This is a genomic window from Mesorhizobium sp. B2-3-15 (genome assembly GCF_006442875.1).
Lineage (GTDB): Bacteria > Pseudomonadota > Alphaproteobacteria > Rhizobiales > Rhizobiaceae > Mesorhizobium > Mesorhizobium australicum.
Map to the genome: position 1 here is coordinate 69,108 of NZ_VFVO01000008.1, position 24,012 is coordinate 93,119.

33 protein-coding genes and 2 pseudogenes are annotated in these 24,012 nt (G+C 61.2%); 12 read left to right on the forward strand and 23 right to left on the reverse strand.

Going from position 1 to position 24,012, the window contains the following annotated elements; all coding sequences use genetic code 11:
- The first annotated feature begins 142 nt into the window (after nucleotides 1–142).
- Entirely contained in the window at nucleotides 143–772 is a 630-nt protein-coding gene (locus FJ954_RS17425; RefSeq protein ID WP_140662131.1) for a hypothetical protein, read from the forward strand.
- A gap of 134 nt (nucleotides 773–906) precedes the next feature.
- Here the strand turns inward: FJ954_RS17425 and FJ954_RS17430 are convergent, their stop codons facing one another.
- From FJ954_RS17430 to FJ954_RS17445, 5 genes and pseudogenes are all read right to left on the reverse strand, one after another.
- Nucleotides 907–1,086 carry a hypothetical protein gene (locus FJ954_RS17430; RefSeq protein WP_140662132.1) on the reverse strand — a complete coding sequence of 60 codons (180 nt, stop codon included), beginning with the start codon at nucleotides 1,084–1,086 and terminating at the stop codon, nucleotides 907–909.
- A gap of 169 nt (nucleotides 1,087–1,255) precedes the next feature.
- A pseudogene (locus tag FJ954_RS32380) lies at nucleotides 1,256–1,748 on the reverse strand (hypothetical protein); the annotation flags it as partial.
- Between the two features lie 253 nt (nucleotides 1,749–2,001).
- Nucleotides 2,002–2,163 (reverse strand): hypothetical protein, encoded by a 162-nt coding sequence (locus FJ954_RS31830; RefSeq protein ID WP_210243320.1) that lies wholly within the window; start codon nucleotides 2,161–2,163, stop codon nucleotides 2,002–2,004.
- 51 nt (nucleotides 2,164–2,214) lie between these two features.
- Nucleotides 2,215–2,970: an SMC-Scp complex subunit ScpB gene (locus tag FJ954_RS17440; protein ID WP_140662134.1), complete on the reverse strand. Its 756-nt coding sequence runs from the start codon at nucleotides 2,968–2,970 to the stop codon at nucleotides 2,215–2,217.
- 2 nt (nucleotides 2,971–2,972) lie between these two features.
- The gene (locus FJ954_RS17445) at nucleotides 2,973–3,929 is read right to left on the reverse strand and encodes a DUF1403 family protein (RefSeq protein WP_140662135.1); all 957 of its coding nucleotides are present in this window, start codon (nucleotides 3,927–3,929) and stop codon (nucleotides 2,973–2,975) included.
- 284 nt (nucleotides 3,930–4,213) lie between these two features.
- On the opposite strand from FJ954_RS17445, the gene FJ954_RS17450 reads away from it, so the two are divergent.
- Complete coding sequence (locus tag FJ954_RS17450) at nucleotides 4,214–5,278, forward strand: site-specific integrase (protein WP_246681104.1); 1,065 nt, start codon at nucleotides 4,214–4,216, stop codon at nucleotides 5,276–5,278.
- 42 nt (nucleotides 5,279–5,320) lie between these two features.
- Here FJ954_RS17450 and FJ954_RS17455 read toward each other — a convergent pair whose 3' ends face one another.
- The gene (locus tag FJ954_RS17455) at nucleotides 5,321–5,839 is read right to left on the reverse strand and encodes an RES family NAD+ phosphorylase (protein ID WP_140662137.1); all 519 of its coding nucleotides are present in this window, start codon (nucleotides 5,837–5,839) and stop codon (nucleotides 5,321–5,323) included.
- Nucleotides 5,836–6,171, reverse strand: coding sequence for an MbcA/ParS/Xre antitoxin family protein (locus FJ954_RS17460; RefSeq protein WP_179296568.1), 336 nt, complete (start codon nucleotides 6,169–6,171; stop codon nucleotides 5,836–5,838). Before FJ954_RS17460 ends, FJ954_RS17455 begins: the two co-directional genes overlap by 4 nt.
- A gap of 129 nt (nucleotides 6,172–6,300) precedes the next feature.
- Here FJ954_RS17460 and FJ954_RS32035 point away from each other — a divergent pair.
- Nucleotides 6,301–6,435 (forward strand): annotated as a pseudogene (locus tag FJ954_RS32035) (integrase); the annotation flags it as partial.
- Nucleotides 6,436–6,473: 38 nt separating this feature from the next.
- Here FJ954_RS32035 and FJ954_RS17470 read toward each other — a convergent pair.
- The 3 genes from FJ954_RS17470 to FJ954_RS17480 all read right to left on the reverse strand — a co-directional run bounded on the left by FJ954_RS17470 (nucleotide 6,474) and on the right by FJ954_RS17480 (nucleotide 7,624).
- Nucleotides 6,474–6,878, reverse strand: a complete 405-nt coding sequence (locus FJ954_RS17470; protein ID WP_140662138.1) for a type II toxin-antitoxin system VapC family toxin — start codon at nucleotides 6,876–6,878, stop codon at nucleotides 6,474–6,476.
- Nucleotides 6,875–7,108: an AbrB/MazE/SpoVT family DNA-binding domain-containing protein gene (locus FJ954_RS17475; RefSeq protein WP_027170537.1), complete on the reverse strand. Its 234-nt coding sequence runs from the start codon at nucleotides 7,106–7,108 to the stop codon at nucleotides 6,875–6,877. The genes FJ954_RS17470 and FJ954_RS17475 overlap by 4 nt, the downstream gene beginning before the upstream one ends.
- Nucleotides 7,109–7,348: 240 nt before the next feature.
- Nucleotides 7,349–7,624 carry a helix-turn-helix domain-containing protein gene (locus FJ954_RS17480; RefSeq protein WP_140662139.1) on the reverse strand — a complete coding sequence of 92 codons (276 nt, stop codon included), beginning with the start codon at nucleotides 7,622–7,624 and terminating at the stop codon, nucleotides 7,349–7,351.
- A 1,564-nt stretch (nucleotides 7,625–9,188) separates the two neighbouring features.
- Between FJ954_RS17480 and repA the strand changes: the two genes are divergently transcribed.
- From repA to FJ954_RS17500, 4 genes are all read left to right on the forward strand, one after another.
- On the forward strand, nucleotides 9,189–10,391 hold the full coding sequence (repA, locus tag FJ954_RS17485; RefSeq protein WP_181177841.1) for a plasmid partitioning protein RepA: 1,203 nt from the start codon (nucleotides 9,189–9,191) through the stop codon (nucleotides 10,389–10,391).
- A 2-nt stretch (nucleotides 10,392–10,393) separates the two neighbouring features.
- Entirely contained in the window at nucleotides 10,394–11,404 is a 1,011-nt protein-coding gene (gene repB, locus FJ954_RS17490) for a plasmid partitioning protein RepB (protein ID WP_140662141.1), read from the forward strand.
- A 166-nt stretch (nucleotides 11,405–11,570) separates the two neighbouring features.
- Nucleotides 11,571–12,776: a plasmid replication protein RepC gene (gene repC, locus FJ954_RS17495; RefSeq protein WP_140662142.1), complete on the forward strand. Its 1,206-nt coding sequence runs from the start codon at nucleotides 11,571–11,573 to the stop codon at nucleotides 12,774–12,776.
- Nucleotides 12,777–12,822: 46 nt separating this feature from the next.
- Nucleotides 12,823–13,170: a DUF5131 family protein gene (locus FJ954_RS17500; protein ID WP_140662143.1), complete on the forward strand. Its 348-nt coding sequence runs from the start codon at nucleotides 12,823–12,825 to the stop codon at nucleotides 13,168–13,170.
- A gap of 160 nt (nucleotides 13,171–13,330) precedes the next feature.
- Here the strand turns inward: FJ954_RS17500 and FJ954_RS17505 are convergent, their stop codons facing one another.
- On the reverse strand, nucleotides 13,331–13,531 hold the full coding sequence (locus tag FJ954_RS17505) for a DUF6494 family protein (RefSeq protein ID WP_008878415.1): 201 nt from the start codon (nucleotides 13,529–13,531) through the stop codon (nucleotides 13,331–13,333).
- 445 nt (nucleotides 13,532–13,976) lie between these two features.
- On the opposite strand from FJ954_RS17505, the gene FJ954_RS17510 reads away from it, so the two are divergent.
- The 3 genes from FJ954_RS17510 to FJ954_RS17520 all read left to right on the forward strand — a co-directional run bounded on the left by FJ954_RS17510 (nucleotide 13,977) and on the right by FJ954_RS17520 (nucleotide 15,138).
- Complete coding sequence (locus FJ954_RS17510) at nucleotides 13,977–14,270, forward strand: type II toxin-antitoxin system Phd/YefM family antitoxin (protein WP_140662144.1); 294 nt, start codon at nucleotides 13,977–13,979, stop codon at nucleotides 14,268–14,270.
- The gene (locus FJ954_RS17515; protein WP_140662145.1) at nucleotides 14,257–14,688 is read left to right on the forward strand and encodes a type II toxin-antitoxin system PemK/MazF family toxin; all 432 of its coding nucleotides are present in this window, start codon (nucleotides 14,257–14,259) and stop codon (nucleotides 14,686–14,688) included. Before FJ954_RS17510 ends, FJ954_RS17515 begins: the two co-directional genes overlap by 14 nt.
- A gap of 237 nt (nucleotides 14,689–14,925) precedes the next feature.
- A complete protein-coding gene (locus tag FJ954_RS17520; protein ID WP_006339568.1) occupies nucleotides 14,926–15,138 on the forward strand; it encodes a cold-shock protein in 213 nt (70 codons plus the stop codon).
- Nucleotides 15,139–15,274: 136 nt separating this feature from the next.
- On the opposite strand, the gene FJ954_RS17525 is transcribed toward FJ954_RS17520, so the two are convergent.
- The 5 genes from FJ954_RS17525 to FJ954_RS17550 all read right to left on the reverse strand — a co-directional run bounded on the left by FJ954_RS17525 (nucleotide 15,275) and on the right by FJ954_RS17550 (nucleotide 18,561).
- On the reverse strand, nucleotides 15,275–15,739 hold the full coding sequence (locus FJ954_RS17525) for a MucR family transcriptional regulator (RefSeq protein WP_140662146.1): 465 nt from the start codon (nucleotides 15,737–15,739) through the stop codon (nucleotides 15,275–15,277).
- Nucleotides 15,740–16,036: 297 nt separating this feature from the next.
- Nucleotides 16,037–16,657 (reverse strand): DUF309 domain-containing protein, encoded by a 621-nt coding sequence (locus FJ954_RS17530; RefSeq protein ID WP_246681088.1) that lies wholly within the window; start codon nucleotides 16,655–16,657, stop codon nucleotides 16,037–16,039.
- Between the two features lie 299 nt (nucleotides 16,658–16,956).
- A complete protein-coding gene (locus FJ954_RS17535) occupies nucleotides 16,957–17,790 on the reverse strand; it encodes a thermonuclease family protein (protein ID WP_181177842.1) in 834 nt (277 codons plus the stop codon).
- Nucleotides 17,791–17,838: 48 nt separating this feature from the next.
- The gene (locus FJ954_RS17540; RefSeq protein WP_140662148.1) at nucleotides 17,839–18,120 is read right to left on the reverse strand and encodes a hypothetical protein; all 282 of its coding nucleotides are present in this window, start codon (nucleotides 18,118–18,120) and stop codon (nucleotides 17,839–17,841) included.
- 255 nt (nucleotides 18,121–18,375) lie between these two features.
- Nucleotides 18,376–18,561 carry a DUF3606 domain-containing protein gene (locus FJ954_RS17550; RefSeq protein ID WP_140662149.1) on the reverse strand — a complete coding sequence of 62 codons (186 nt, stop codon included), beginning with the start codon at nucleotides 18,559–18,561 and terminating at the stop codon, nucleotides 18,376–18,378.
- Between the two features lie 131 nt (nucleotides 18,562–18,692).
- On the opposite strand from FJ954_RS17550, the gene FJ954_RS17555 reads away from it, so the two are divergent.
- The gene (locus FJ954_RS17555; protein ID WP_140662150.1) at nucleotides 18,693–19,571 is read left to right on the forward strand and encodes an ATP-dependent DNA ligase; all 879 of its coding nucleotides are present in this window, start codon (nucleotides 18,693–18,695) and stop codon (nucleotides 19,569–19,571) included.
- Between the two features lie 356 nt (nucleotides 19,572–19,927).
- Here the strand turns inward: FJ954_RS17555 and FJ954_RS17560 are convergent, their stop codons facing one another.
- The 6 genes from FJ954_RS17560 to FJ954_RS17585 form a co-directional block, all read right to left on the reverse strand.
- Nucleotides 19,928–20,173: a hypothetical protein gene (locus FJ954_RS17560; protein ID WP_140662151.1), complete on the reverse strand. Its 246-nt coding sequence runs from the start codon at nucleotides 20,171–20,173 to the stop codon at nucleotides 19,928–19,930.
- Complete coding sequence (locus FJ954_RS17565) at nucleotides 20,170–20,463, reverse strand: hypothetical protein (protein WP_140662152.1); 294 nt, start codon at nucleotides 20,461–20,463, stop codon at nucleotides 20,170–20,172. Before FJ954_RS17565 ends, FJ954_RS17560 begins: the two co-directional genes overlap by 4 nt.
- 187 nt (nucleotides 20,464–20,650) lie before the next feature.
- Nucleotides 20,651–20,821 (reverse strand): hypothetical protein, encoded by a 171-nt coding sequence (locus FJ954_RS31600; protein ID WP_181177843.1) that lies wholly within the window; start codon nucleotides 20,819–20,821, stop codon nucleotides 20,651–20,653.
- A gap of 11 nt (nucleotides 20,822–20,832) precedes the next feature.
- Nucleotides 20,833–21,537: an SOS response-associated peptidase gene (locus tag FJ954_RS17575; protein ID WP_140662154.1), complete on the reverse strand. Its 705-nt coding sequence runs from the start codon at nucleotides 21,535–21,537 to the stop codon at nucleotides 20,833–20,835.
- A gap of 2 nt (nucleotides 21,538–21,539) precedes the next feature.
- Entirely contained in the window at nucleotides 21,540–21,899 is a 360-nt protein-coding gene (locus FJ954_RS17580; RefSeq protein WP_140662155.1) for a hypothetical protein, read from the reverse strand.
- Nucleotides 21,900–21,919: 20 nt separating this feature from the next.
- A complete protein-coding gene (locus FJ954_RS17585) occupies nucleotides 21,920–22,198 on the reverse strand; it encodes a hypothetical protein (RefSeq protein ID WP_140662156.1) in 279 nt (92 codons plus the stop codon).
- Between the two features lie 164 nt (nucleotides 22,199–22,362).
- Here FJ954_RS17585 and FJ954_RS31605 point away from each other — a divergent pair, with 164 nt between their 5' ends.
- The gene (locus FJ954_RS31605; RefSeq protein WP_181177844.1) at nucleotides 22,363–22,611 is read left to right on the forward strand and encodes a hypothetical protein; all 249 of its coding nucleotides are present in this window, start codon (nucleotides 22,363–22,365) and stop codon (nucleotides 22,609–22,611) included.
- A gap of 69 nt (nucleotides 22,612–22,680) precedes the next feature.
- On the opposite strand, the gene FJ954_RS17590 is transcribed toward FJ954_RS31605, so the two are convergent.
- Nucleotides 22,681–23,892 (reverse strand): DUF1173 domain-containing protein, encoded by a 1,212-nt coding sequence (locus FJ954_RS17590; RefSeq protein WP_140662157.1) that lies wholly within the window; start codon nucleotides 23,890–23,892, stop codon nucleotides 22,681–22,683.
- Nucleotides 23,893–24,012 lie beyond the last annotated feature (120 nt).

A 24,012-nucleotide genomic window follows, 5' to 3' on the forward strand; every position in this document is an offset into this window, starting at 1 on the left:
GAGCACCGGGACCCTGATACGCTCGATAGGCCTTGAACGGGAAGGCTCATGAAGTCACGAGGTCCATCTTGGTCGACGTTTAATGCATCGTTGCAGAACCCATCGTCTGCCGATAGGAAGCGACGAAGCACGGGGCGGTCGCATGGCTTTCACTACCGGATATTTCATCATCGTAACGAAGTCGGCGGACTTCGACTCGAAGAAGCCGCTTAGGCTCGTACCTTTCAAGGAATACTGGTGCATCGAGGACAAGAACTGGGGCGTCGGCGATATCTTCGTTTGCGAGCGTGAAGATGCGGCCCGGCGGCTCTTTGATTTCAAGAAAATCTGCAGCCGCAAATATGGCCACGAGACCTCCATACGGTTCGCCCGGACGCTCACGCGAGCCGGAGCGGCCAAGAAGGGTTTTGCTGGCGAAGGCGAGATCATTGAGCATTTCCGCCCCACACGGGAGGAGGCGGAGCAGTATGCGAAGGAGGATAGGGAAAAGGAATTTACCCTAGCCCGTGAGGACCTCGCCAGGTATCGCGAAATCATCGACAGGGCGCACAGGCGCTTTCCGAAAATAGATCAGTCCGCCATTCCGGCTCCGTGGCCGGACGATCCCACGCGGGAGGTAATCCACGTCGATCACTACGTCTGCGGGCTGGCCAGGTGCGGAGCCATTTCAGAGGCTGAGATGGTAGAGTTCCGGAAGTCGCTGAAAACCGGATACTCGGATCATCGATTCACCGCACTGGCTGACGAGATCGTCATGGTGCCGAACGACTAGGCTGCCCCCGCCCTTTTTTTTCGCCGCTAGAGGGCAGCCGAAGAAATTTCTTGAATCCATGCTCGGCCGCCCGCATGTAAAGTACTTCTCAAACAACAGTTTCGCCGGAAATAGCGATCCCGACTCGGGGCTGGCTATTCGTCCCGCCAGATTACGCGCTTCTCCCAGCGGATCTCAACCAGGCGCCGGAAGCGGATTTTGTGCGCCTGCTCGCCCGTCGGATGGAACAGTTCGGCTTCCATCCACTCGCGCGTCCCGCATTTCTGGCACCGGATCTTTTCCCGCACCTCGTCGATCGTGACGTTGCCGATCACAACACGGATCCCCGAGCCGTCGTGCGGTTTCTGGCAGAAATGCTTTTTTGGCAGCGACAGCGGGCATAAACGGCTTCAGCCGCTGTCGCACTGCCTGGGGCTGGAGCCGGCGGATGTGACCATAAAGCATCTGCGCGCGCTCGTTATCGGTCAGATCTTGGACATTTACGACGACCTGGCTCTCCTTGAACAAGGGGAACGCGCTCTGCTTTAAGTGGGGTCGGGCCGCTCCCCAGATATAGTTGCGGGACGTAAAGATGATGCGGGCGCCGCCCTCGATCGCCGCACGCATCGTGCCGAGTTCGGCATTCCACCGGCTCATCCGGTCTACGTCGAAGTGATTGGACCAGAAGGCATCGTCAACCCATACAAAAGTGCAACTCGTCTGGCGCGTTGATCTTCACGGCGCCGATACAGCCGTCGTCAAGTGCGCCCAGAGCCAGGATCGCCGCGATCGTCGATTTGCCAGAGGCCGGATCACCCAGCAAGATTACGAAGCGATGCTCTTGGAGCGCCTTGATTGCCTGTCGATGGGCGTCGGTCGGCACGAAGCAAATGAGATCGGATCCCATATTCTCGAGGATCGCCTTGGCCTGCTTGCAGGCAAGGTCGGTGATGATTTGTGAGAGGTCGCCGATCCCGTAGATGCGGGGCACCAGCATGCGCAGACGGACACTCTGGTCGAGCTGTTGCCGGAGCCACGAGCCGCCAAACACCTGACACCGCTTAACGCCTGCCGCCTTGAAGGCGGCGCAAATCTCCTGTCCGCCTCACCCGAGACGCCCGCATAGGTCAGGATCACATAATCTTCAGCGAGCCCGTTCTGAGCCAGCAGCACTGCCTTCGGCAGCTCGCTCTTGAGATTTGGCCAACGTCAGGTTGGCGCCCGGCTTCCCGTGTACTTGCACTGGGGCGTCAACTTGATCGGCTGACCGTCGTCACGGGTCCAAGTCCCAAGAAACCTCCATCGTTCGACCCGAGGAAGGTCTGCACCGGGCGTTTCAGGGTCTCAGCCGCGACGACCGTGGCGAGATCCTGAAAGGCTTTCCAGCCCAATTTTGTCAGATCAAACGTCATCGCTGTGTTTCGCCTGCCGCAAGATCAATCATCCTGGTCGTGGATTGGGACCTATCGCTGACGACGAGATCCAGAGACGACCGCTGGAGGCACTTCATCTTCAACGACCTCTGTCTTTGGCGCATCCTCGTCCCCGTCGCTCTCCCCGCTTGCCAATCCGGTTGGAATATCTCCCGCCAGCAGCTTTTCCTTCGACAGCAGCCCTGCGTCCTCGAGCGCCTCGAAATCCGGCAGCTGGCGCAGCGTGTCGAGCCCGAACTGCGACAGGAAGTTTTTTGTCGTCACATAGGTGTAGGGGGCGCCCGGCTGCGGGCTGCGCGGCCCGGAGGCGATAAGATCCTGCGCGCGCAGAACGCCGATCAGATCGCGCGACACCTCCTTGCCGAAGAAGGTCGACAGCTCTGCGCGGGTGATCGGCTGGAAATAGGCAATGCACATCAACACCAGCGCCTCGGATTGCGACAATTCTTTCGCACCCTGCCCCGCAGGTGTACCGAATGCGGCGTGGATGGTGTCTCCGAAGGCTTTCTTGGTCCGGTGCTGCCAGCCGCCCGCGACCGCGACCAGCTCGTAGGGGCGGCCGGCGAGCTCGGCGCGGATGTCGTCGATGATCAGCTCGAGATTGCAGTTCTTCCCCACCACCCGCGCGAGGAGACTACGTGTCACCGGTTCGCTGGCGGAAAAAATCACCGCTTCGACCCGGCCCATCCATTCGCGCCAGCGCAGTTCCGCCGGCAGATGTTCCAGTTCGGTGTCGAGTAGCGCCGGCTGATCGTTTGGATTGCGGCGGGCGGACGCTTCGCTCATCGCTACAGCCCGAACAGCCGGAATGTGGGGCGGCCGGAGAGCTCGCGCACGGCCTCCAGTTGCTGCAGCCGTTCGAACAGCCGCCGCGATGCAAAGCGCGACAGATTTTTCGTCGTCAGCGATCCGGAGACGGCGTCTTCACTGAGCAGCAGAAAGATTACGTCGCCGGCGCCTTTGGCGCGCAGTTTCGGCGCCACCGCCAGGAGTTTTTCGGCCCGGCGCGACAGCTCGGCGGCCAACCGACAAGCGTCCGCGGCGGCCGCAACGAGCGCGATGCAAACCGCCCGCTCAAAATTCTTGTCCCCGGGCCGGATGCGCCGGCCACCACCGGCCTCGGTGCGGAAGGATGGTCCAAAAACCTGCGCCATTAGGAGCGGCAGGGGCTGCGGCCAGCCCAGGCGTTGCGCCAGTACCAGGTCGGCGAGCCACCAGCCAAAGAGCTCGGCATCGGGACGCATGGCGACGACCTCAGCGGCGATCGCCGCGGCGTCGAACGGCGCCGACCGCTGGGATACCGCGAGTTTTTCGATCTGCGTGCAAAGGTCGGCGAGCGCGTCGCCGTCCCAATGGAGGCCAAGCTGGTCGAGTATCTTCCCGAGCCGGCCGGGCGTAGCAGCGGGCGGCTGCCTGGCCAACTGCCGCCAGGCGCCAAAGACGGCGCCGGCGGGACCGGGATCAGCACCTGGGGGACGCAAATGCCAGGCATCGCGCAAGGCGGCCGCATCCTCGGCGCGGCCGGCGAGCCGCATGCTGGCGGCGGCGCAGCGAAGCGCCAGCCGCTGCCGCCAAGCGCCGGCCCAGGCAGGCTGCGCGCGGGCGAGCGTGTCGAGGGCACCCAGGGCGGCGCCGGCCCGGAAGGCGGCGTCGCCGTCGCTCGGCGCGCCAGCGCTTGTGATCGCCCAAGCCGGAACGGAGGGCGGCGCAGAGGATCTGGCGGTCGCGGGATCGAGGCGAATCATGATTTGGAGGGTAAAGCGTCGGTGCGCTTTGCGCTACGCTTGTTGCGCCAAAACGCACAGCCTGTCGAGCGGCCAAAACGAACGATAATCTTGCATTATCGTTCGTTATGTTCTTTATAGAGGGAATGGCCTCTCTCGTCGATCAAAACCCAGCAAAGCGCGCTCGGCATCGCTCCGCTCAACCACAGAAAACACCGGCGGGTGTCGACCAAATTGCGCCGGCGGCCTCGGCTCAGGCCGACGCCTCGATTGCCGACGACTTGCCCGACATCATCGACGTTGTCATGGAGATGAGCGGCGCGCCGGAAGAGCAGCCGAACAAAGCCCCCTCCCCTGTTCCGGCCGTCGCCAATCCCCGCCTGCCGGCGCATCTCGACGCGCTGGCCGATCGCGCCCGCGACTATGTCGAGGCGGCGAGTTCCGCCAATACGCGCCGCGCCTATGCGGCAGATTGGAAGCATTTTGCGAGTTGGTGCCGTCGGCAGGGCATCGAGATGTTTCCGCCCGATCCGCAGGTGGTCGGGCTCTACATCACCGCATGCGCCTCGGGAAAGGCGACCGGCGACAAGAAGCCCAATTCCGTGTCGACGATCGAACGTCGGCTGTCCTCGCTGACCTGGAATTTTTCCCAGCGTGGCCAGCCGTTGGACAGGAAGGACCGCCATATCGCCACCGTGATGGCCGGCATACGCAACAAGCACGCCGCCCCGCCGCGACAGAAGGAAGCGATCCTGCCCGAGGATCTGATCGCCATGCTGGAAACGCTCGAACGCGGAACCTTACGCGGCCTGCGCGACCGCGCCATGCTGCTGCTCGGCTTTGCCGGCGGCCTACGCCGCTCCGAGATCGTGGCTTTGGATGTCGGCCGCGACCAGACCGAGGACGGCCGCGGCTGGATCGAGATCCTCGACAAGGGCATGCTCGTTTCCCTTCGCGGCAAGACCGGCTGGCGGGAGGTCGAAGTCGGGCGCGGCTCGTCAGATGCCACCTGCCCGGTTGTCGCGGTGCAGACCTGGCTCAAGCTCGCCCGTATCGCGCACGGACCGCTGTTCCGGCGCGTCACCGGCCAGGGCAAGGCGGTTGGCGCCGATCGGCTCAACGACCAGGAGGTCGCCCGCCTGGTCAAGCGGACCGCGCTGGCGGCCGGCGTACGCGGCGACCTGCCGGAAGGCGAACGCGGAATGATGTTTGCTGGCCATTCCTTGCGCGCTGGCCTCGCCTCCTCGGCCGAAGTCGACGAACGCTATGTGCAGAAGCAACTCGGCCATACCAGCGCCGAGATGACCCGCAGGTATCAGCGGCGGCGTGACCGCTTCCGGGTCAATCTCACCAAAGCATCAGGCCTGTAAGGCGAAAGACTCCTCCCCTGCCCTTCGGATGCCGAGAGTGCGTTATCGCCAGGATAGCTGGTCCTTCGGCAGCCGGCCACTCGGGTCGAATACAGTTACCTTGTGCGGCAGATCCGGACCCCAGTCCCAAAGGACCAGGTTGCGATCCTCCATCTCGGCGCTCGGCGCGAAACTTGGGACAACGATGCCGGCAATATTTCGAGGTCGCAAGCGGTCGTAGATGGACCAGGACGTTGGGCGCTCTCCGTCGCTGAGCGCCGTCCCCCAGGCGCAGGCCATCTCCTCGAGCGCGATAGAAAATTCTCCCCTCACTTCGTCCGTTGTCAGATCCACGATGTCATCGCAGTCGATCTCATAGGAACACAGCACGCACGGATCGATCCGGTGCGCGAACCCCTGGTTGGCTTCCTTGACCGCTGTCATGATGGTCAGCGCCAAATAGAGCGCCGGCACCCCTTTGGGATTAAATCGCGCACCTCTGATCGCCGCCCCTTCGCCGGAAGTCGGCTTGAATGCCCAACGTGGATCGTGTGCGCGGTAGCAGGTTCCAACGAACCTCAAGCGAAACCACCAACGGCCATGTGATCGAGATAATCACGGACCGCAGCTGCCTTGCCATCCTTCACCAGCGCTTCAGCAGTGCGTCCGCCAAAAGCTGGAAGCGGCTGAGCCCGGTACCAGGCCATCGCCTGCTCCTTGCCGCCCGCCCAATCCGTCACGCGGCTGATGATCTCGAGCATTTCCCGCAGACGCCCCTGTGTCTTAACCGTAGCGCTGCGCTCCGACCGATAAAGGGTCTCGCGCGCAAGACCAGCGGTCTGGGCCAACTGGCCCTTGGACATGCCAAACCCGTCCGCGACCTGCTCGATCGCAATCTTCCCGTTCCGGTCCATATAGGACAAGATGAGAGGTCCATTCTGCTCGGGGATCTTCAGTGCATGAGCCACAGAATTCATCCTACCATATTGAGAGTCATATTTCCTGTACAAAATATATGGCAGTGCTGGGCAGCTTTCAAGCGCCTCCCCTCCTCAGCCGAGGTCGACGAGCGCTATGTGCAAAAACAGCTTGGCCATGCTTCGGCCGAGATGACCCGCAGGTATCAGCGGCGGCGTGACCGCTTCCGGGTCAACCTCACCAAGGCGTCCGGGCTTTAGGCGCTGGTAGAAGGCCCCTCCCCTGCCGTTGCGGCGGCTCACATGTTGGGCGCAATCAGTTTCAATGACGGAAAGTACGTCCGGTAACGCCTCACATCGCGCGTCAGCAGCGGCAGCTGGGCGACAGCCGCATGGGCACCAATGAAGAAGTCGGGCAGCACACCGGTCCTCGATCCACCGGCCCGCCGATATTGTGTAAAAACCTTGCCCGCCAGAAACAAGGCGGCACGCGGTATGGACGTCATTTCGAGCCCAGCACCGTCGACAAACGCCTCGAGGTGCTCGATGCGTTCATACCGAACAGCAAGCTCAGCATAAACCGCGTCATTGATCAGCAGCGGCCCATCAAGGCTCGCTGCTTCAAGCTGAGAAAGTGACCAGTCCGCCCACTTGGGATCGTCGGTGACAAGATCGAGGAGGACGTTGGTGTCGACAAGCGTCACGATTCACCACGCGTCAGCGCCATGATCGCGTCGGTATCGAGCCCCTTGCCGGCATGGCCACGCAACTTGGCGAAGCGGCTTGCGGGCTGCTTCTTGTCGGCGCGCGCAAGCACCACGCTGCCATCGGCGGCGCGACGGAAATCGACCTTGCTCCCAGGAACAATGCCGAGAAGATCACGAACCGGCTTCGGAATGGTCACCTGTCCCTTGGCTGTGACGGTGGTGGTCATGTTCGCTCCTTGGTAATACCGAATGCCAAACAGGTATTACACAGAAGGTCAATTTTCAACCCCGGCTGGTCGAGTTGATCGGCCCATGCATAGGGCGTCGCCATTAGATCGGGCCGCCAACGCGCACATATCAGCACCGTCAATCGTTCAGCGCTACAGGGGCGTCCGGGTTGTAGGAAAAGCCCGCTCCCCTACGGTGCTCAGTGTGATGCACCAGCAGCTTTTTTGGTCGTTTCCTTCTCAGACGACAGGGCTCGCAGCACAGCCTCTCTCCATGATGCGAAGCAAGGTGCCCCCAGCGCCACTCGGGTGCCTTTTTCCCTGCTCCCATTTCTTGTAGCCGGATGGGCTGGTCCCGAGCACGGTTGCCATCTGGTCCTGCGTCAGATCGAGCTTCTTGCGCACGGCTTTTGCGTCCACAGCGCCAACCTCCATATCGTGCACCTTGATGCCGGCAACGTCCTTGCCTTGGCGCGTGTCTGTGCGGCTGCGCAAACTGTGGTCGAAGTTGTCCACGTGTAACTGTGCTGCCCTTGAGAGGTTCGCCTGAGACGTTTGCAGCGGCGACCCAGCGGAGATGCTCTGGAAGCCTGCCCCTGCCCTGGTGTACTATTGGCAAGTCACTGCCGATGGGCGTTGCCGGGCCGCTCACCGCTGCTGGGTCCGAGAGACATCCAGCAAGCGCCAGGAGCGAGTTGCACGTGTACAACTGCGGCGAAGCCTCAGGCGCGCTTGGAGGACGGCTTGAGACAAAGTCCATTTCCCAGATCGACCTCAAGGCCCTTGAGCTTGTCTCGCACGTAGGCAGCTGGGAGATCCAGGGATTGTTGCAGCCCGAGTGATACTGCGGCTCTCTTTCCGATCCAGCTGGCTGATCCTGTGCTTGATGAAGTTGCACATGAGAAAACTGCTCAAGCGAGGCCGTGATGTCGACCGCTTGGCATAGACTGTCATCAGGACTGGTGCGCAATTGGCTCCAGGCGCTGCGATTTGGCAGAGCAGCTGCACGCGCTCAATCTTGCGCGAGATCCGCCGTCGGTCCCGACCAGGGGGCCGAGCCGCTTAGAGCCAATTCCGCCGCGACATCGGTTGCGGTCTAAGCAGACGCCTACGGCACCGCCGGTAATCGCCAAGAGCGATCGCGGCAAGGCGCACTGATCGGGAACCGGGCGGGAATTGCCCCAGGGCGGCTACGACGAGCAGCTCGCCGGCGACTGGGCCGTGAGAGCGCCTATTGAGTTGTACACGGACAACTGCCGACGGCGGTGTAGCTGTCGTCGCATTGCGTCAACAACAGTAAGCCGCATTCCATTCTGCTCAACGGCCGAGCTGCCCTTGCAGCTTTCCGCGATTCACCGGCGACGACAACGTCCCGCGCGGCTAATCGGCGGGCGCAGTTGTCACGGCCGCACAAGTCGAGGTGGCTGGACTGGGCGTTATCCAGATGAGTTGCACACGTACACCTTGGGCTTCGAGCAGGGCAGGGCTCCTCGCACGTCGGTCCCGCAAGTGTGATGGCTCTGTTGACGGCAGAATTCTCGAGCACCACACAATGCGCGAAGTCACATCGTGCTTTGGGTCAAACCCATCGAACGCCATCGCGCGAACTCCGGCTCCATGACCCTGATGCATTAGTGCCGCCTAGGCGACGGGCCGGCCCTGCCGCAGCGCGCGAATTGTCGGCAACCCTAACAGCCCCACGCCGCGAGCAGAGAAAATGCCGCTCACGCCAGTGGCTTCCAGCGCCCACCTTCAAGTCGGGTTGCACATGTACAACCGAACAAGACGCACCGCGCCCAATTCGCGCGCCGTCAGCGCCCACTGCGGCGCGCGGCTATGCCCCGGCGCGAGGGTGACCCAAAGTATGCGCGAGAAAGCTCCCCCAGATGTCTTGCCGACATAGTATACTCGCACGTTGATTCTTTGGACTTTCCAAGTCCCCGCAGACTCGCTCAGCGATCAGCTGCGTTAACCTTTTGTTAACCAAAAAGCGTTTGTCGGCCGTCCAGAATCAGTTCATCTTAATCAGCGCATTTACGTTTCTCTTTCGCTAAAATGCGCAGATCAGGAGAGGGTCGTGTTGGACAAGGTCAGCCATGGCAGGCCGGCGGGTGAAAGCCTTCGCGAACTCATCGCCGCGGACGCCACCGAGCTATCGAGGCAGCTGCAGGCGCACCAGGCGAGGACCTTCCCGCCGACCGCGCAAAAGGGCATACGCTTGTTCACGCCCGGCGAGGCTGCTGATTTCATCGGCATTCATGAAGGCTACCTGCGCCAGATCGTCTCCGAAGGCCACGGGCCGCAGCCACAGGCGAACGGAAGGCGCCTGTATTCCGTGGGGGACATCGACCGGCTTCGCCAGGTGCTCGACGAGGCAAACTCAAAGGCGCCGGGAAAATACATACGTCACCGAAGGGGAGGGGAGAAACTCCAGATTCTCTCGGTGATGAATTTCAAGGGAGGCAGCGCCAAGACCACCACCGCGGCTCACCTTGCCCAATTCCTGTCGTTACGCGGTTACCGGGTTCTTGCGATTGACCTTGATCCTCAAGCCAGCCTGTCAGCCATGTTCGGCCATCAGCCTGAACTCGATGTCGGGCCCAACGAGACCATTTACGGCGCGATCCGCTACGATTCGGAATGCAGAAGCATTCTGGAAATCGTCCGCTCGACCTATACACCCAACCTGCATCTGGTCCCCGGCAACCTGGAGCTCATGGAATTTGAGCACGAGACGCCGAAAGTGCTGGCCAACCGCCAGCCGGGCACCATGTTCTTTGCCAGGCTTGGCGAATGTCTGGCCGAAATCGAGGCCGCATACGATGTCGTGGTCATCGATTGCCCGCCGCAACTGGGCTTCCTGACGCTGTCTGCCTTATGCGCGGCCACGGCCGTCATCATCACCGTGCACCCGCAGATGCTCGACGTGATGTCGATGTCCCAGTTCCTGCTCATGACCTCAGACCTGCTAACCGTCGTCGAGAACGCCGGCGGCAACACCGACTATGACTGGATGCGCTACCTGGTCACCCGGTTCGAGCCGAACGACGGCCCGCAAAGCCAGATGGCCGGGTTTATGCGCTCGATCTTCGGCAACCGGGTTCTCGAAAATTCAATGCTCAAGTCGACCGCGATCTCCGATGCGGGACTGACCAAGCAGACCCTTTATGAGGTTGAACGCGGACAATTCACGCGCGGGACTTACGACCGAGCGCTTGAGAGCCTGACGCTTGTCAACGGCGAAATCGAGGAGCTGATCCGCAAAACCTGGGGGCGGAAATAATCATGGCCCGCAAGAACCTTTTCGAACTGTCCGAGGCTGCTGGCGAGCAGGCACCGCCTGACGCCGCCAGGACCTCGCTTGTACGCCCCCTCATGGGCCTTGATCGACCATTGAAGCCGGGCGGGCCGGTGGGCGCCATCTCGCAGTCGCTGGAGAATATAAACTCGCGCGCCCAGCGTGCCGACGAAATCGAGCGCAAATTATCGGAAGGGCAGGCGGTTGTCGAACTCGACCCAAGCCTTATCGATCAGTCTATCGTGGTCGATCGCCTGGGCATCACCGACGAAAGACGAACGGCGCTCGTCGATCAGATACGCGAGCACGGACAACAGGTGCCCATCCTGGTGCGGCCGCATCCAGGCGACAGCGCTCGCTACCAGGTCGCCTACGGACACCGTCGATTGGCTGCGGTTCGGCAACTCGGCCGGATGGTGCGCGCGGTCGTCAGGGAACTGACCGACGAGCAGCTCGTCGTCAGCCAAGGGCAGGAAAACAACAGTCGCAGCGACCTTTCCTACATCGAAAGGTGCTATTTCGCGGCAAAGCTCGAAGCCAGGGGTTTCTCGCGCGACATCATCATGGCCTCGCTTGGGGTCGACAAGGCAGCGCTGTCAAAGATGATTGCGCTGGTCGCGCACCTGCCGGCGGAGATCATCGAGGCCATCGGCACCGCTGAATCGTTCGGTCGCCAAAGATGGGCCGAGCTCGCCGATCTGCTCGAAGAGCGGGCCAAGCGCGCCAGAGCTCTGAAGGCAATCCAGGATCCCGAATTCGCAGCGCTCTCCAGCGACGAGCGCTTCCAGTCAGTTTACGACATGGTCAAGATTCCGGCAAAAAAGCCCGACCGGACGCTATGGACAGCACCCAACGGTTCTCGCCTGGTCAGCATCAGCGACAGCGAATCCAAGACGACCTTCGCCTTCGATAAGCGTATCGAACCGGAATTCGCCAACTTCGTTCGGGAGCGCTTGCAAGCGCTTTACGACGAATTCCTTCAAAAGATAACGGACTAAGGAGCACTAACCCGCAAAAGAAAAAGGCCCCCAGACGTCGCCGTCGTGGAAGCCTCTCTCATGATCTAAGCAGTCTGAGAATCGCAAATCCACGAATCACTGTCAAGAGTCATTGGCGCCGATTTGGCGAGCTGATTTCTTTTGCCTAGCAATAGGTGGAAGAGAAATGGGAACGCATACCGCAACGACGCCCTTTGGGCGGCGGCCGATGACGCTTGCGCTGGTGCAGGCGAACGTGGCGGCACGAGAGATCCCGCAAGGGTCTGCCGTGGAGAAATGGCAGGTCTATCGCTGGCTTTGCGAGGGCAAGTCGATCATCGGAGTGGGAGACCGCGCTTTGGCCGTGCTGAGCGGGCTGTTGTCATTCTATCCGGACGACCAGATCAGTGAGGAAAACGGCCTTATGGTCTTCCCCTCGAACGCCCAGCTGTCAATGCGAGCGCACGGCATGGCAGATTCCACGCTGCGCCGGAATCTGGCCGAACTGGTGACCTGCGGTCTAATCATCCGCCGTGACAGTCCGAACGGCAAAAGGTTCGCTCGCAAGGGGCAGGGGGGGACCGTCATGGAAGCCTTTGGCTTCTCACTGGCGCCGCTGCTGACGCGGGCTGAGGAGTTCCAGCGCGCGGCCGAGCAGGTTCGCGCCGACAGCCGGGCGCTCAAATTGATGCGGGAGCGGATCACGCTCCATCGCCGTGACATCCATAAGCTGGTCGAGGCCGCGATCGACGAGGGCGCACCTGGCGACTGGGGAGCCATCTGGACGCGGTTCAGGGCCATCGTGGAGGCGATTCCGAGGCGGGCAGGGTTGCCTGAGCTGGGAGGGATCGTTGCTGAGCTGACCATGCTCCATGACGAAGTGGATAGCATGCTGGAAAGCTTCATGAATTTCACAATTCCGAGCGGCAATGAGTCCCAAACTGAGCGGCAGCAATCTGATTCAAACACCGACTCTACTTTTGAATTTGAACCTGCTTTAGAGAAAAGCGGGGCGACGGTCGAACCAAGACGGGCAGCCGACGAGAAGCCGAAAGGCTATCCGATCGGACTTGTGCTGAAAGCCTGCCCCGAGATTGCCGACTATGCAGCCGACGGGATCGCAAACTGGCGCGACTTGATGATCACCGCGGCTCAGGTGCGAGGCTACCTTGGCGTGTCGCCCTCGGCCTATGAAGAGGCTTGCCATGTGATGGGCCAGGAGGTCGCCGCGATCGTGATTGCCTGCATCCTGCAAAGGGCGCAGCATATCAACTCGGCCGGCGGTTATCTGCGGGTGCTGACCGAAAAGGCGAGGGCAGGGCAGTTCTCCGTCGGGCCGATGCTGATGGCGGCGCTTAAAGCCAACGGCGCCACCGCGAGGATGACCGGATGAAGTTGCGAGCACATCGCTGGCCCCACCAAGAGCTTGCGCAGGAACCGTGACACAAAATCAGGAAGTGAAGTGGAGCTGTGATGTCCTTCTGGAGCCTTTCTCCTGGAGAGGTCCGAAGACCGTGCGTGTTCAGCCCGATCTTTTCGAGCCGGAGATCCGGAACGCGTGGCGCGACAAGGTGTTTGCGGCAATGGCGCTTTGTCCGCAGCATCGATTTTGGCTGAGGACCGCCTATCCGCAGGTTTACGGTCAGTACATTGAACAGATCGCCCATGATCGTCTCGAATGGCTTGCCTGGCGGGTGTCGGCAAGCCAGGTGCTGCGGGAGCTTGGCCGGGAGGAGGCGACTGGCGATGGCCCGGCGTGGCCGCTGGCCAATGTCGATGTCGAATGAGCGGCGCAGTCCGCAACGGGCCGAGGGCCTCGTTTTCGCTTGTAGTCGAACGGCACCAGTCGGGCCGATAGCCAAGAGCGTGGTGAGCGGTACTGCGTGGATCCGACAAGACCCCATTCCCGTCTCGACGTTTTCGGCCGCGTCGGACGTTTCGCCTGGCTTATGGAAGTTCGATCTCGCCGTCCACCACGTGGTTGAGGCCGGTACCTTCCGCCGTCAGCGTGATGCGGACGTTCAACTTCTTCTTCTTCTCGCCGCCGATTTGCCCTTCGCGCACCGTCTCCTCGATCTTGCGCTGGGAGGTGACGCCGACTTCCTTTAGGAACTTGCGGATCGACATGTTGAAGGCGTCTTCGCTCATGCGGAACTCCTCTGTGTCTGGAAGAGATTGTAGGGGAAGGCAAGGGATCAAGGAAGCAGGACGGTGACGCTCGGTCCCATAGAAACAGATCCCGAGCCGGAAGGAGGCGTCGGGTCCTTGGATTTGATCGGCCTTTGGAAGAAGGAAGAGTGGCGCTTACTGCCAAGGCGCTACCGTGAATCGGTGTCGTAATAGTGCACTAGGGCCGTCTTTGTGCGGGCAGCAGTGTTCCCGTGCCTTGCCGGCGGCGGGCTTCCGCTTCTCTCCAGTGACGTTTCCGCTCTTCGTCCGGGCGCGGATGCCACATACTCTCGGCCCGTTACACGACGGCCTCAGCCTTCCGGGTGTTGGCAAACTGCCTATCACTGCATCGTTTTCGCGGGCCCGTCGATACTTGTGGAAAGCCCGGAAAGCCCGTATATTCCGGAAGAAAGGAGTTCTGCCGATGACCACTACCGTCACCGCCGCCGCCGTCTCGAAAAACTTCGGCGCCTATCAGGATGCCGCGGTTCGCGACCCGGTCATCATCACCAAGAACGGCCGGCCGCGCACCGTGCTGCTGGCTTACGAGGACTTCGTCCGGCTCTCCAAGCGGGACCGGCGGGTCGAGCTGACGGCAGAGCTCAGTGCGGACGAAATCGCCGCGGTCCAATCCGCCGAAATGGAGCCGGGTCTTGACCATCTCAACGACGAACTCCTTCCGGCAAAAGGTCTAACGGCAAAAAATGCTGCCGGCTGAAATCAAGGTCGGCCACGTTTTTCGTTATTCATATCTCTGGCATTGGCAACATCGCGAAGGCCGCGAGGAAGGCGACAAGGACCGGCCCTGCCTGGTGCTAGCGCTGGTCGTAATGCAGGAGGACGGCTCGCCGGTTGTCCGAGTCCTGCCGATCACGCACACACCGCCCTCTGATCCCGCCAATGCCATCGAAATCCCGGCTGCGGTCAAGTTGCGCTTGCGGCTCGACGGGGAGCGGTCGTGGATCGTTATGACGGAAAGCAACCGGTTCGCCTGGCCGGGCCCCGATATCCGGCCGCTGGACACGGAGAGCGGCTATTACGGGCCGCTGCCACCAGCGCTGTTTGCAGCGGTCAAGCGCCGGTTTGTCGCCATTGCGACAAGCCAAGCGCACAGGAGCACGCCACGCTCCGCGTAAGCGCTGATCGGCGCCGATCAGCGCACGATCGGTCAAGGAGCCTTGTACTTGCGCCGACAGTTGGGGCGCCGCGGTAGGCGGTAGAGAGCATACTCGTCATGTGCGACCCACACCCGGCCGATCGATGGGGTCTTGCAATTTTCGATTCTGCTGCGTTTAACTCCACAGTCTCGAAATGAACCGGACTGGCTTAAGGGCCAAGTCCACGTCGCAGTTGTCACAGAGGAATGCACAGATATGGCGACCGGAACCGTGAAGTGGTTCAACAGCACCAAGGGATTTGGATTTATCCAGCCCGACAATGGCGGGCAGGATGTTTTCGTCCACATTTCCGCTGTCGAACGCGCGGGCCTCTCGACGCTGAATGACGGCCAAAAGATCAACTATGAGATCGAGCAGGACCGCCGCACCGGCAAGTCCTCTGCTGGCAGCCTCAGCAAAGCTGGCTGAATTTTCGCCTGCGTCCCGGCAACAGCGAATGAAATGAATGCGAGGTAAGGCAGGGATTGGTCCCCGCCTTACCTATTCTGCGCAGATCATATCGATAAGCAGCTGCGCGCTCCAGAATGACCCTCGAGAGATAAAGTTAGGCTGTGACCTTCTTGCGGGTCCGCTTCGCCGGCGCTGGCGTTTCAGGCTCTTTCGGTTTGCGGCCGAGCCCCATGGTCTTGGCCAACGCCGAGCGTGCAGCGGCGTAATTCGGCGCGACCATCGGATAGTCCGCTGCCAGGCCCCATTTGGCGCGATATTCGTCCGGGGTCAGCCCATAGTGGGTTGAAAGATGGCGCTTTAGCGATTTGAATTTCTTCCCGTCTTCAAGGCAGATGATGTAGTCCGCCATCACCGACTTCTTGATCGGGACCGCAGGCTTGAGAGCCTCCGGCTCTGCTACGGAGATGCCTCCGGTTGTGCCTTTCAAAGCCGCGTGTACTTGGCCGATCAGGGCAGGGAGATCGCCCACCGGGACTGGATTATTCGAGACATAGGCTGACACGACATCGGCGGTAAGCTCGATGAGGCTGTCGAGATTGTGATCGGCTTCTTCTGTCATGAAACTCTCCGGGTGGCTTGAAAGACAGCGGGCGAAGTCCTGCTACATATTGATGGCGGTCGCTGAAAGCAATAAATGTCTCGGCAGCATAAGTATCGGCATAAGCTAATGCTGATACGCGTCGGCCCCGGTGCTCGTTCGGCTGCTATGCGCCGGAACCGATGTGCAGCCGTGCCGTCTTGAGCCTTTGTAATTCCGAAAACAACGTGAGGAAATTACGCGCACCATCAAACAGGCCAGGTGAATGGAACCTGGGCATCCGTCGTTCGCCAGTGACGTGGGGCCAACGAGGCCGGTCTATTCCTGGCGTCTTCTCTGGATGACTGTTTGTCTTTGTTGCGATCTGATCGGGCTTTCGCCGGAGCTTGGTCCGAGAATGAACTCAAATACGGGTTGCGGCTGACCGAGCGCTGTCGGCTGCAGGGCTGCCGGGGTCCTTGCCGCGGCTTCGGCGTGTTCGGCGAGCGCTGCGGGTGACATGCCGAGCGCACGCTCGAAGCTATGATCGGCCGTGTTCATCAGCCGACGAAGGAGCGCCGCGGCGCGTCCGGCATGACGCATCGCCGCCGCCTGCTTGCCCTCGCGGATCTTCACGCCGGTCGCCGATAACAGGATCAATCCCTTGAAGAGCGTCCGAAGCGGAGCGCCTCGGTCTGCAACTTGCCAGAGACCTTCCCAAGCCTCGTGGGCTTCCCAGTAATAGCCATAGTTGAAGAGGTCGAGACCCCAGAGGAATGTGTCTGAATCAAGCGAGATCTCAGCCGACAGCATGGCGTCGCTATTGTAGCTGTGTCCCGCGGGATCGCGCACCGGATGCGGTTGCCTGCCCGGCAGATACGCATAGGATGGAAAGCTCTTTTCCGGCAGCCAACGCCGGCGCAACATCGAACCAATAGCCATCAAAGCCGTATAGCACACCCGTGACATCCTGAACGGATGATCACTCCGGAGCGCCCGTCGGCAGAAAAATGAGGTTTTGGGCAAACTTGCGGCGCGACAATGAAGCTGCGAGCGGGAAGTTTTTGGGGCCTTGATCCGGTGGACCAGCAGGATGAATTTAAAATTTTTTCAAGGGCCTGTTGTGCCTGCCACAAGAATTGGGACGGTAGACGAGCGCGACTGCAGAAGCGCGCGCTGATGTAATCGTGGTCAGCGATCGGTACGCGAATCTATCGAGTTCCAGTTCTAGATCGAATGGCCTCGTTGGCGGCGAGGCATCAGCAAAGCGTCTCGCACGCCATGCCGTCGCCGTCCCGGTCCAGCTTCCGGCCCCACGAGCAGTTGTGCAGATACCATTGGGCTTCGTCGCACGAACTGATCTGTGAGCAGTAGCGTCGCGGCTCGCACGAATAGACCCCGCTCTGCGCGACCAGCTTGCGGCTGACTATGCCGAGTCGCTGGCTCGACGGCGCTGCGCCGTCGGCGTGCGACGCTCGCCAGTCCCAAGGCGCCTGAAACGTTCCGACCCATAGACCGACCTTCGTCGCTTCAGCCGTGGCCTGCTGCCCTGCATAGGCGCCGTGGCTGTAGCGCGGCCAATCGAGCGCCTGGCCGTGCTCGACCATCCATGCCGCCACGCTGGCGCCGTCTGCGCGCCGGCAGTCGCCGACGAAGCGGCGATAGCGATCCCACGTCACGAACGTGCATTGCACCGGCCTCGAGGCGGCCAGGAACCCGTCCAGCGCTTCGGCGGAGCGCCGGCCGCAGGGATATTCGAAGCCCTTGGCGTCGTCGCAGTATTGCCGGCTCTCGGGTGCGTCGATGCCGTTGAAGCGGATCCGCTGGCCGTGGACTTCGATCGTGTCGCCGTCGATGACGGAGGCGACGCCAGTTATCGGCGCCGGCTTCGGGCCGATCAAATTCGACAGGTTGAGCTCAGGGATGCTGTCGCTGTGCTGCATAGCTGTTTGCGCGATCAGCGCGCCGCCCGCGGCGACCGTCACGAAGATCAGCCGTCGCGGCACGCTCGCCCAACGCAGCGCACGCGACCGTCGCGCTCCAGTGCGCTTGCGCCATTGGCCAGACCGATTGTCGTGACGAGACTTGTCCAAGCCCTTTCCCCCGCTTGGGAGGATGCTCTTAAATAGGCTCGAAGTCTACTATGGCTGGAGCAGAGCGCCACCGTATTGCGCCCACAGATGTTCGCAGTCCCTTGTCCTTAAGCTTGGCGTTCCTGGTTCCCCGTAGAAGACCATTGCACCGCGGACGTCGTAGCCAAGCACCGACGCATTGGCCACGAACTGGACAGCGCGCCCTAAGCTGATGGCGCCGATCTGGACTTCACTTTTGCTGGTGAGGTCGATCACCCCGCGGATTTCCGCGTCTGCGCCTCTTCCGGCCAAGACAGCAGTCGAGATCGCATCGTCCAGGGCAAGGAGCATCGCGTGAGTCCCCGTGAGCAGCGCTTGCTAACTTCGAAGCGCGAAATTTGTTCCGCGTCCGTGAAGCGATCTGAGATCAACTGTCCAGTTCAAGCGGCGCATGGTCCAGCTGTTCATGCCAAATGAGTTGCCGGAGATCGCGTTGGTCGATCGACTGGCCTCATTTCCTGCAATGGTAGAAGTGATCCTGTTCGCGAGGTGGATCGCCCCCATGTCGGCGCCCGACGATGGGCGGCCCAAGGTCCGAAAGCTTCGTCACCCGCGCAATTTCCTGGCCTCGCGTTCCAAGGTCTTCCGGTCGTTGCCGTGAGCGCCGATCAACTCCCGCACTTGGTCGGGCGTGATGCGGTGCTGCTTGGCGAAGTAGCGTACCTCATAATCCTCATCTGCTGACACGCGGTCGCGGTCTCGGAAATCGCGTTTCGTTTTGTCGTCGGTCATGGCTGTTCCTCCTGGCCAGAAAAACGGCGGCTGCGCCGGAACGTTCCCCTCAAGCCGTTTAAGCAACCGCTAACGGAACGCTTGCGGCTGTGCGATATTGAATCAAATTTGAGTTTTGCGTTGGGGTTCCGATGCGTAAGCCCGCCGGCGGGGTCCGGTTGTCCTTCGTCCGTCCGATGGAGCCGGAGCTCGTCGAGCAGCCGCCCAAAGGCGACGGATGGAGCCACGAAGTCAAATTCGACGGCTACCGTACGCAGTTGATCAAGGATGTCGACGGCATCCTCCTGTACACCAAAACGGGGATCGACTGGACGGCGAAATATCGGCCGCTCGCGGAGGAAGCCGCGGCGCTCGACGCCGAAAGCTTCATCATCGAAGCCGAAACGATCGTGACGAACGAAGCCGGGCTGTCGGACTTTCATGCCCTGCGCTCGGCCATCACCAGACGCCCGCAGGATCTCTATCTAGTCGCGTTCGATCTCCTGCACGTCAACGGGCACGATCTGCGCGACATGGCGCTGAAAGATCGCCGCGAGGTGCTGGAGGCGCTCATTCCCGCCGGCGGCCACATCCAATTCAGCGAGGCGCTGCCGGGTACCGGCGACGCGGTCTACCATCTGGCATGCGAAGCGGGCTTGGAGGGCATTGTTTCGAAGCGGCTGGACAGCGTCTATCGCAGCGGCTCGACGATGAACTGGCGCAAGATCAAGTGCTACGTCGAGAAGGAGATGGACATCATCGGAGTCAAACGCGAGGCGGGAAAGCCGGCGATGGTGCTGATGGCCGATCAAGGCCGCTACATGGGCGGCGCCTTCGTCACCTTCAAAGCCGACAAGCGGCAGGCCCTATGGGACCGGGTACAGGGCAAGACCGGCGCGCCGCCGCCGAAGGGCCTTGCGAAGGAGAAGGCCGAATGGCTCCGGCCCGGACTGGTCGGACGCGTGAAGTTCCTGAAGGGCGAGGAAAAGCTGCGCCATGCATCGCTGAAGGACTTCCGCGAGGAATATTAAGTGTTGCTTATGCGCTACAGCGCATCGCCTCGGCCAGCTATAAGGTTTTGGCGGATCCACGGCGGACCATCCGGCGAAGCTCTGAAATGGGGATACCTGAAGAAGTCCTATGAGAAGCCTGTTCTGGCCAAGCGCGAGAAGCTGAGCGACATTACAGCGCGGCCGCCCTTCGTCGCTGGCTGGGTAGGCGAAACGCGGGAGCGGCCCGGTAGTCTTGTTTGTTTGGGGATCAAAGGCCGCCGGGCCTAACCGGCGGGATAGCTAAGGGGACTTGTGCTAAGGGCACCGGCTGTCGATGAATATACGCTCCTGCTAAAATATAAGGATGCATACATAAGGCGAAGTCTCCCACCTCTTTAGAGCGACTTTCCAGCGCGGATCATCGCCCGTGCAATTGCCAACTCGGCTTCCACCTTGGCGTTTTCCTTCTGCGTCATGTTGTCGGCCGCGATCAGACGCCGCAGCGATCGCATGACTTCGCCGCGCTGCCAGCCGACCTCCAACATGCAATCGATAATGGCCTGAAAGCCCGGCTCCATTGCTTCCTGGCAGTCGATCTCCCGATCGGCGTAATCGAGCTTCTGTCTTGGCCGGCTGATCATGCGTTGCCTTCCACGGTGCTCTCTTCATCCAACTGGCGCGGCACAGGCAGGTAGGCATTGGCCACCAGCCACTCGCTGACGATCGTCTCCACCAGATCCCGCTTAGCAGTTCCCATCTCGTCGGCCAGCCCGCTCAGTGCCTCGTCGGTACGCGGATCGAGACTGAGCCCGCCGACGTTTCTCAGCAGCAATGCAGCCCTTCGCAGCAGCACTTGCAAGTCGGCCCGCGAAGCGTCTGCGATATGGTCGGCGGTGCTTTCCAGTTCCTGCACGAATTGATGGAGGGACATCGGCCATGCTCCTAAAGGAATCTCTCGCCTTCGCCGCGGTGCTCGAAACAGAACCAGTGCGACGGCTGCCTTGGTCGGGCGAAACCCCAACCGGCATCCTTGCCGCATCCAGTGTGCTCGCAAACGTGTCCAAGCGGTCCGTGATCGCGCAGCTGCACAAATTCTCCGGGGCGGGTCGGTTCGTCGCTCACTTTTGCCGCCGTTTGAGCGCGTCGATCTGATCCTGCAGGCGGCCGTTGAGCACGATCATTTCTTTCAACGCCTTCATCGTATCGCCCTCGTGCAGGGAAACGAACCTGTCGGCAACCTTCTGCAGAGCTGCCTCCTGGCGGCTGTCCAGGGTGATGATCTGATCCATGGCGGTTCTCCTTAGAACAAGGAAGCCTGCGCCGGCGGCTCGGCTGGAAACTTGATCTGCGTCGCAGGCTTCTCGACAATCACAAGCGCGTCGTCAGGCGCGGGCCGCTGCAGCTTCTTTGCTTCCGACCATGGCGCGGTGAGCCACAGTTCGGTTTCCTCCGGCGTGGTCAGGATCACTGGCATCGCCTTCTCATGAATCGGCGCGATCAGCGCGTTCGGCCTTGTGGTGAGGAAGCCGTAGAGCTCGTGGTCGCCCGGACCTTCCTTCACCTTGCGCACACCTTGCCAGGGTGTCCACAGGCCGGCGAAGAAGAACAGCGGCCGCGCTTCGCTCAGCGCGAACCAGAAGTTCTTCTGGATGCCGGTTTCGGGATCCTTGTCGCCGGGCTTCGGCGAGGGCTCGGCGAAGCTCGTCACCGGCACCACGCAGCGGTTTTCGACGCCGAGATAGGGTAGCCAATGAGCATATTGCGGATTGCGGACGTTGGTCGTGCCGGAATCAGCGTTACCACGCACGCGCTCCGGCGGTGTCGGCATGCCCCAACGCAGATTGGCGAGTTCGCGGCTGCCGTCGGCGGCGTTGCGCACCACCGGGCCAAATTGATTGGGGTAGATGTCGATCGACGGCTCGAGGTTGCCGGAGATGTCGCGGAGCGCCCGCGTCCATTGGCGGATCGCCTCCTGGCTGGTCGTGATGTTGTAGAGATTGCACATGATCAGCTCCGCAGGGCTTCGGGGACGCTGAGCGGCCCAAGCTCCAGAATTCGCTCATAAGCGCCCTGCCGGCGCCAGACACCGCGAGCGCGCCCGTTCTCCCTGTCTCGCTTCGGATCGAACATGATGCCACCGAAGTGGTCAAGGAAAGCTGCCGCGGCCTCAGGATTGGCGAAGCAATGCAGCCGCCATTGTTCCTGCTTGCCGCATTCCCAGATCGCCAACACCGCCCTTGTCCTGCATGTCAGTCCGTGCTCCTGCAGAAAGCGCCTGATCAGCGTGTAGTTGCGATCGGTACAAAGGTCGTCGGGCAGCGCGACCTGGTGCGGCAATTCGCGATCGATGACCGTGGGCGTGGGCATTCCCCGGCTGCGCCTGACCATCAGTGTCGGGCGCTGGCCGTTTTGCTTTCACGCAGATAGATGTCGGTCTGTTCGCGCATCGCGTCCGAAAGTGACAGCGCCAACTCCAGGTTTTCCGGGTAATTTGCCAAGATCCATATGGCCGTCAATTCAGCAATGGCCTGCTTCTGACTGACGTCAGACAGACCACGCATTTGCTTCGCCATTTTGCTGACGGCCCGGTGAATGGCGGGCCGCTCACGCTTTACCGTGGCATATATCTCGGGCTGCTCAGATTCGGTGGCGATGATCGATTTCATGGCCGTACCTCCATTTGCCAGAAGTGAACAAAAAGAGAACGCAAGAGTCAAGCCCCCTTGACCTCACAGGAATATGTTCCTCATTTCAGCATATGCCGGATCAACCACAAAAGTGGCCGCGAGGTGCTGCCTGGACCCTGACGCATGCCCACGACGCGGGGCAAGTGGCGGGCATCCGCTGCGCCCGCTGCAACGTCACGCGCTACTACAAGCCGCTCGAATTGCGGGAGGTGATCGGCAACGTCACTATCGACGATGTGCGGAACAAGGTCCGCTGTCAGCAGTGCAAGAGCCGGGAGTGGATGAGCGCGCAGCTATTCCACCTCACCGGAGAGCAGGCGCACACGATCCGCTTCCGGCGCTTGGTGGAGATCCGATGGGAGCGGCGTGTGATCTGGCGCGACGAAAAATAAATGCGAGCGCTTAAGATACCGGTCACGCACAGGCCGGGTAGCTGAAAATACTCGCCGGCGCGCGAGTCACTAGCGTCCGCCGTCTTGCCGACCAGGCAAAGTCGGCATCTCACTATCGGCCGTCCGCCAGATCCAGGAATCAAACTCCGGTCGCGATGCGATCAGTTCGCCCAGCGTTTCCTGGTACGCACCATCGGAGGAGGGCGGTACGACATACAGGCCAACCGGCCGCGGCTGTATCTGCAATATCGCCGTCGCGGTCGGCTTGTCCGCCGGCAGGTTGAAGCGCAGTCCTTTCACGCTTCGCTCTCTTATCCTGGCAAGGGCGTCGACCAGCTTCTTTTCATAGGTGGAGTCGTACGGCACCCAATTCTCCGCCACGACCATAACGGCCATTTCCTCGATCACCGCCAGCCCCGCCGGGGTCAACCCGAAGGTGGCGATCGCAATCAAATGCGATGCCTCATCCGAACCCCAGAGTGCAATCTCACTTTCAAAGCGAGTTTGAAGCCGACGATGAAGACTCTCATCCAACAAGAACACGAACCCCGGCATGTGCTTGACGATCAACTTGTGGCCGCTCCGAGCCGGGCTGAACTCCTTGACCTCGCCTACCAGGATCATCAGCTTTCTGGGGCCGCTCTTCGGGGGCAGCGCAGGTGCAAGCGCCTGCCTGCGCCTTTGCTCGATGGCGATTTTGTCAGCGGACCGGAACGGCTCGGGCACGAACAGGATTTCGCTCAGCGCTCCGCCCTTGACCGTCATCTGGCCAGCGGCCTCGACGAGGTGCCAACGAATATTCCACCAATGCCGTTTGCCAGCCCATCGCGACGTCCAGACTGTCAGTTCCGCTTCGTGCCAGAGATAATGGAGCAGGCCTCGCAGGGAGAGTCTCTTGGTGTCCCCGACCACGCTGTCCGAACCTGCGGCGCCAACTGCCGGCACAGATCGCGTGCCGACCTTCGACAGGCGAAAGTCCAGCTTCAGTGCGGCCATGCCGCTCTCGGAATCGACTTGGATAGCGCTGCCCATCAACACGCCAAGGCCGGACAGTTCGTCGGGCGGTTCGTAAGAGGAACAGGAAGAATCATGGCTGCCACCCGACAGCGGCATCCGCTTGACCATGTATTGGTCGCCAACCTGCGCAATATACATCGCCGGGCAGGGCTCTTTGCACAAGCAAAGCGGTCGCAGCTTTCTACGATATGCATCCGCAAGCGCAGCCTGTAGATCAGGCGCCGCCTCCTCGATCACCTGGTCAGCAAGTCTAAAACGTCGCATTGCCTCCGTTGCTCCGGATGCCGCCGCATCCCCACGTCCATTGAGTCATGGTTTTGCCATCGAAGCAACGGGCTTGTTCGTCACGACATGATCGCTGGATCTCGCTCCGAGAGGGGCTGC

What these genes read in the sequence shown, in the direction of transcription:
- FJ954_RS17425 (WP_140662131.1), top strand. Translation starts at nt 143, where the DNA reads ATGGCTTTCACTACCGGATATTTCATCATCGTAACGAAGTCGGCGGAC.
- FJ954_RS31830 (WP_210243320.1), bottom strand. Translation starts at nt 2,163, where the DNA reads ATGACGTTTGATCTGACAAAATTGGGCTGGAAAGCCTTTCAGGATCTC.
- FJ954_RS17440 (WP_140662134.1), bottom strand. Translation starts at nt 2,970, where the DNA reads ATGAGCGAAGCGTCCGCCCGCCGCAATCCAAACGATCAGCCGGCGCTA.
- FJ954_RS17445 (WP_140662135.1), bottom strand. Translation starts at nt 3,929, where the DNA reads ATGATTCGCCTCGATCCCGCGACCGCCAGATCCTCTGCGCCGCCCTCC.
- FJ954_RS17450 (WP_246681104.1), top strand. Translation starts at nt 4,214, where the DNA reads ATGGAGATGAGCGGCGCGCCGGAAGAGCAGCCGAACAAAGCCCCCTCC.
- FJ954_RS17460 (WP_179296568.1), bottom strand. Translation starts at nt 6,171, where the DNA reads ATGGACCGGAACGGGAAGATTGCGATCGAGCAGGTCGCGGACGGGTTT.
- FJ954_RS17475 (WP_027170537.1), bottom strand. Translation starts at nt 7,108, where the DNA reads ATGACCACCACCGTCACAGCCAAGGGACAGGTGACCATTCCGAAGCCG.
- repB (WP_140662141.1), top strand. Translation starts at nt 10,394, where the DNA reads ATGGCCCGCAAGAACCTTTTCGAACTGTCCGAGGCTGCTGGCGAGCAG.
- repC (WP_140662142.1), top strand. Translation starts at nt 11,571, where the DNA reads ATGGGAACGCATACCGCAACGACGCCCTTTGGGCGGCGGCCGATGACG.
- FJ954_RS17505 (WP_008878415.1), bottom strand. Translation starts at nt 13,531, where the DNA reads ATGAGCGAAGACGCCTTCAACATGTCGATCCGCAAGTTCCTAAAGGAA.
- FJ954_RS17510 (WP_140662144.1), top strand. Translation starts at nt 13,977, where the DNA reads ATGACCACTACCGTCACCGCCGCCGCCGTCTCGAAAAACTTCGGCGCC.
- FJ954_RS17515 (WP_140662145.1), top strand. Translation starts at nt 14,257, where the DNA reads ATGCTGCCGGCTGAAATCAAGGTCGGCCACGTTTTTCGTTATTCATAT.
- FJ954_RS17520 (WP_006339568.1), top strand. Translation starts at nt 14,926, where the DNA reads ATGGCGACCGGAACCGTGAAGTGGTTCAACAGCACCAAGGGATTTGGA.
- FJ954_RS17525 (WP_140662146.1), bottom strand. Translation starts at nt 15,739, where the DNA reads ATGACAGAAGAAGCCGATCACAATCTCGACAGCCTCATCGAGCTTACC.
- FJ954_RS17540 (WP_140662148.1), bottom strand. Translation starts at nt 18,120, where the DNA reads ATGCTCCTTGCCCTGGACGATGCGATCTCGACTGCTGTCTTGGCCGGA.
- FJ954_RS17550 (WP_140662149.1), bottom strand. Translation starts at nt 18,561, where the DNA reads ATGACCGACGACAAAACGAAACGCGATTTCCGAGACCGCGACCGCGTG.
- FJ954_RS17555 (WP_140662150.1), top strand. Translation starts at nt 18,693, where the DNA reads ATGCGTAAGCCCGCCGGCGGGGTCCGGTTGTCCTTCGTCCGTCCGATG.
- FJ954_RS17560 (WP_140662151.1), bottom strand. Translation starts at nt 20,173, where the DNA reads ATGATCAGCCGGCCAAGACAGAAGCTCGATTACGCCGATCGGGAGATC.
- FJ954_RS17565 (WP_140662152.1), bottom strand. Translation starts at nt 20,463, where the DNA reads ATGTCCCTCCATCAATTCGTGCAGGAACTGGAAAGCACCGCCGACCAT.
- FJ954_RS31600 (WP_181177843.1), bottom strand. Translation starts at nt 20,821, where the DNA reads ATGGATCAGATCATCACCCTGGACAGCCGCCAGGAGGCAGCTCTGCAG.
- FJ954_RS17575 (WP_140662154.1), bottom strand. Translation starts at nt 21,537, where the DNA reads ATGTGCAATCTCTACAACATCACGACCAGCCAGGAGGCGATCCGCCAA.
- FJ954_RS17580 (WP_140662155.1), bottom strand. Translation starts at nt 21,899, where the DNA reads ATGCCCACGCCCACGGTCATCGATCGCGAATTGCCGCACCAGGTCGCG.
- FJ954_RS17585 (WP_140662156.1), bottom strand. Translation starts at nt 22,198, where the DNA reads ATGAAATCGATCATCGCCACCGAATCTGAGCAGCCCGAGATATATGCC.
- FJ954_RS17590 (WP_140662157.1), bottom strand. Translation starts at nt 23,892, where the DNA reads ATGCGACGTTTTAGACTTGCTGACCAGGTGATCGAGGAGGCGGCGCCT.